General features: G+C 33.4%; 4 protein-coding genes. 3 read left to right on the top strand and 1 reads right to left on the bottom strand.

The features are described from left to right. Nucleotides 1-34: 34 nt before the first annotated feature. Nucleotides 35-1,426 carry a glycine--tRNA ligase gene (locus tag BU038_RS11845; RefSeq protein WP_107606190.1) on the bottom strand — a complete coding sequence of 464 codons (1,392 nt, stop codon included), beginning with the start codon at nucleotides 1,424-1,426 and terminating at the stop codon, nucleotides 35-37. A 313-nt stretch (nucleotides 1,427-1,739) separates the two neighbouring features. On the opposite strand from BU038_RS11845, the gene BU038_RS11840 reads away from it, so the two are divergent. From BU038_RS11840 to dnaG, 3 genes are all read left to right on the top strand, one after another. After that, on the top strand, nucleotides 1,740-2,363 hold the full coding sequence (locus BU038_RS11840; RefSeq protein ID WP_081705407.1) for a helix-turn-helix transcriptional regulator: 624 nt from the start codon (nucleotides 1,740-1,742) through the stop codon (nucleotides 2,361-2,363). A 12-nt stretch (nucleotides 2,364-2,375) separates the two neighbouring features. Beyond that, nucleotides 2,376-3,200 (top strand): pyruvate, water dikinase regulatory protein, encoded by an 825-nt coding sequence (locus tag BU038_RS11835; RefSeq protein ID WP_107606189.1) that lies wholly within the window; start codon nucleotides 2,376-2,378, stop codon nucleotides 3,198-3,200. A gap of 114 nt (nucleotides 3,201-3,314) precedes the next feature. Further along, the coding region (gene dnaG, locus BU038_RS11830; RefSeq protein ID WP_107606188.1) for a DNA primase at nucleotides 3,315-4,852 on the top strand (1,538 nt) is incomplete at its 3' end.

Below are 4,852 nucleotides of genomic sequence, written 5' to 3'. Positions count from 1 at the left end.
ATTTCACGATATACCCTTATTTATTTGATTAATATTAGAATTTTACTTTTTCAGCTAAGAAATCGTTTAATTCAGAGATTGGCATACGTACTTGTTCCATAGTATCACGTTCACGTACTGTGACTTGTTGATCTTCTAATGAATCAAAGTCGAATGTAATACAATAAGGTGTACCAATTTCGTCTTGACGACGGTAACGTTTACCAATTGATTGCGATTCATCGAAATCAACCGTAAAGTTTTCGCTTAGTTGTTCATAAACTTTAATTGCTTCTTCAGATAATTTTTTGCTTAATGGTAAAATTGCTGCTTTATATGGTGCTAAAGCAGGGTGGAAGTGTAATACTGTACGTTCATCTTTACTACCTTCAACACCTTCACGGTCATAAGCATCACATAAGAATGCTAATGTTACACGGTCAGCACCTAATGAAGGTTCAACACAGTAAGGAATGAATTTTTCATTTGTTTCCGGATCGTGATATCTGAAATCTTCACCAGAGTATTCACTATGTTTTTTCAAGTCGTAGTCTGTACGGCTTGCAATACCCCATAGCTCACCCCAACCGAATGGGAATTTATATTCGATATCTGTAGTCGCATTAGAGTAGTGAGACAATTCGTCTTGATCATGATCTCTTAAGCGAATATTTTCATTTTGTAATCCTAAGTCTAATAACCATTTTTCAGCAAATGTTTTCCAGTAATTTTGCCATTCGATTTCTTCACCAGGACGACAGAAGAATTCTAATTCCATTTGTTCGAATTCACGTGTTCTGAAAATGAAGTTACCTGGTGTAATTTCATTACGGAATGATTTACCAATTTGACCAATACCAAATGGTAATTTTTTACGCATTGAACGTTGTACGTTTTTGTAGTTGACAAAGATACCTTGTGCAGTTTCAGGGCGTAAGAAAATTTCGTTTGTTGAATCTTCTGTTACACCTTGGAAAGTTTTGAACATTAAGTTGAATTGACGGATATCTGTCCAGTTTGCAGTACCGCTTACTGGGCATTTGATTCCTTCCTCTTCAATGATACGTTTCATTTCATCAAAACTTAAACCATCTGCGATAAAGTTTTCGTCACCTTTTTCATTTTGCATATATTCTTCAATTAATTTATCTGCACGGTAACGGATTTTACTATCTTTGTTATCAATCATTGGGTCATTAAAGTTACCTAAGTGACCTGAAGCTTCCCATACTCTAGGATTCATTAAAATTGCTGCATCTAAACCAACGTTGTAAGGTGATTGTGAAATGAATTTTTTCCACCATGCACGTTTAATATTGTTTTTTAATTCAACACCTAATGGACCGTAATCCCAAGTGTTTGATAAACCACCGTAAATCTCACTGCCTGGAAATACAAAACCTCTGTGTTTTGCTAGCTGAACTACTGATTCCATATCTTTTGCCATAAATAACACTCCTCTTTAATAATAAAAAAACGCCCCAAGATAACGAAATAAACATTTCGAAATCTTGGGACGAGTTATCTCATTTCTCATTGAAATTAGTAATAACCCGCGGTTCCACCCAAATTAGTGTAGACACTCGCTTAGATTATAATAGTTGTTAGGCCAATTTAATTGTTAAGCTCGCACCATCCTTAACTCGCTTCAAACCTAATTCTAATGCATCCTAAAATTAAAGGCAAGTGTTTATATAGATTTGTAGACCAAAACAATTACAGTTATAATATAAATTGTAAGTGTGAAGGGGTGAAGACATATAGAACTGAGTAGTAGGCAAAGTGAAATTATCGAAATAGTAAAGCAAAATGGGCCGATTACCGGTGAAAAGATTGCCGAACAACTAAGTTTAACGAGAGCAACACTTAGACCTGATTTAGCTATTTTGACAATGTCTGGGTTTCTCGAAGCTAGACCAAGAGTAGGGTACTTTTATTCTGGTAAATCAACAAATCAATTATTAACAGAAAAATTACGTCAATATGTTGTTAAAGACTATCAATCTTTGCCGATTGTCTTAAAGGGCGATACTTCTGTTTATGAAGCAATATGTACAATATTTCTTGAAGATGTCAGCACATTATTTATAGTGAATACGAATAATGATTTTGTTGGTGTTTGTTCAAGAAAAGACTTACTCAGAGCATCCATGATTGGTGAAGATATACATACGATGCCAGTCAGTGTTATTATGACACGTATGCCGAATTTAACACACGTATTAGAAAATGATTTGGTCGTATTAGCTGCACAGCTTATGATTGAAAAAGAAATTGATTCTCTGCCGATAGTTCGTGGTAAAGATAATGGTAAGTTAGAAGTCATCGGGCGCATTTCAAAAACCACGATAACCAAATTATTCGTATCAATTTTCGATGAGTAGGAGTAGGATTTAATGCAAAAGATAAAAATAATAATTGCATCTGATTCGGTGGGAGAAACAGCCGAACAAGTTGCAAAAGCTTGTGTTTCTCAATTTAACTCGAAAAAGTTCCAAAGTCAGATTGTACGTTATCCGTATATTGAAACTTTTGAAAATGTCGATGAAGTTATGGAAGTGGCGAAAGAAAATGAAATGAACATCGTTGTTTTCACACTTGTAAAACCTGACATTAAAGAGTATATGGAACAACAATTAGCCGAATATAAAATCAAACATGTCGATATCATGGGACCATTAATGAATATTTTGATTGATGAAATCGATGAAAAACCATATTATGAACCAGGTATAGTGCATAAACTTGATGAAGCGTACTTCAAGAAAATAGAAGCAATTGAATTTGCGGTTAAATATGATGATGGCAAAGATCCAAAAGGATTACCTAAAGCAGATATCATATTAATTGGCATTTCACGTACTTCAAAAACACCTTTATCACAGTTCTTAGCACACAAGCGTTATAAAGTGATGAATATACCAATAGTTCCTGAAATCAATCCGCCAGAAGGATTATTTGAAGTGGATCCCAAAAAATGCATTGCGCTAAAAATTAGCGAAGAAAAATTGAATAAAATCCGCAAAGAGAGACTGAAACAATTAGGTCTTGGCGATTCAGCACGTTATGCTACAGGTCAACGTATTCAAGAAGAATTGGATTACTTTGATAAAATAGTAGATAGAATAGGATGTCCTGTCATTGATGTTTCAGATAAAGCTATAGAAGAAACAGCAAATGATATCATGTATATAATCGAACAAAATAAAATGAATAAATAAGCCCAATACAATACGCTGGTGTTTTAAAATCAGCGTATTTCTTATTGAGCTAATAACTTTTATTTTTTATAGAAAATGATATAATAATAAGACTAATGTATACAGGTGGTTATGGTGAGAATAGAGCAATCAGTAATAAATGAAATAAAAGATAAGACAGATATTCTTGACCTTGTAAGTGAATATGTGAAATTAGAGAAAAGAGGGCGCAATTATATTGGTTTGTGTCCTTTTCATGATGAGAAAACACCTTCGTTTACTGTTTCAGAGGATAAACAGATTTGTCATTGTTTCGGTTGTAAAAAGGGCGGCAATGTTTTTCAATTTACTCAAGAAATAGAAGGGATTTCGTTTGTCGATGCTGTTAAAGCCCTTGGAGAAAGGGTAAATATAAAAGTAGATGTTGGACAAAATAACGAGCAAAATCAAATCGCTTCTGATGATTTAATGATGATTAAGATGCATGAACTTATGCAAGAATATTATCATTATGTATTAATGAAAACAGTAGAAGGGGAAGAACCTTTAAAATATTTGAAATCCAGAGGTTTTACTGAAGAACTGTTAAAAGAAAGAAAAATTGGTTTTGCACCGGACAACTCTCACTTTTGTCATGATTTCTTGCAAAAGAAAGGTTACGATATTGAGTTAGCTTATGAAGCTGGTCTATTATCACGTAACGAAGAAAACTTTAGTTATTATGATCGTTTTAGAGATAGAATTATGTTTCCCTTGCATAATGCACAGGGGCGGACAGTAGGTTATTCAGGTAGAACATACAAAAATCAAGAACCTAAATATCTCAATAGCCCGGAAACACCTATATTTCAAAAGAGACGTCTCTTGTACAATGTCGACAAGGCAAGACGCATTATACGTCAAAAAAATGAAATCATATTATTAGAAGGATTTATGGATGTTATTAAAGCTGACAGTGCTGGTGTTAAACAAGTTGTAGCTAGTATGGGAACACAAATATCTCAAGAACACATAGCATTCATCAAAAAATTAACATCAAATGTCACATTGCTATTTGACGGCGACTTTGCTGGTCAAGAAGCTACTATAAAAACAGGACAACATTTACTTGAACAAGGTCTTAATGTTTTCGTAATCCAGCTTCCATCTAAAATGGATCCTGATGAATATATTACTAAATATGGGGAAGATGCTTTTAAAAAATACGTAGAACACGAAAAACGTGCATTTGTATTGTATAAAGTCAATTTATATAAAGACGAAATTGAAAATAATGACATGGCTTATGAACAATATTTAAAAGAGATTACAAATGATGTTTCATTGATGCCGTCAGGAATTTTGCAGAAAAAAGTATTGCAAGACGTTTCTGAATTGTTTAAAGTAAGTTTTGATAGTCTAAATAATGAAGTGTCAAGACATAACCAACAATCATTTCAACAAATACCTGATGCAGTGCCAGAAGTAAAACAACGAAAATATTCAAAACAAGAAGATGCTGAACGCAAACTATTAAAACATTTTATGTTTAACAAGGATGTTTTCCTTGAACACAGTCAACGCGTAGAAGCAGATGACTTTACAAATCAGCAATTTAAGCGTATATTTAATATTTTGCACGACTACTATGCTGAGAATGAATATTATAATCTAAGTACTGCATTATTATATAG

This window comes from Staphylococcus simulans (assembly GCF_003043455.1).
GTDB classification, from domain to species: domain Bacteria; phylum Bacillota; class Bacilli; order Staphylococcales; family Staphylococcaceae; genus Staphylococcus; species Staphylococcus simulans_A.
Note: the sequence above shows the minus strand (reverse complement) of the source record. Positions and strands in the feature narration are given on the sequence as shown.

Excerpts from the sequence above, each read along its gene's own strand:
- BU038_RS11845 (WP_107606190.1), bottom strand. The coding sequence starts at position 1,426 with ATGGCAAAAGATATGGAATCAGTAGTTCAGCTAGCAAAACACAGAGGT.
- BU038_RS11835 (WP_107606189.1), top strand. The coding sequence starts at position 2,376 with ATGCAAAAGATAAAAATAATAATTGCATCTGATTCGGTGGGAGAAACA.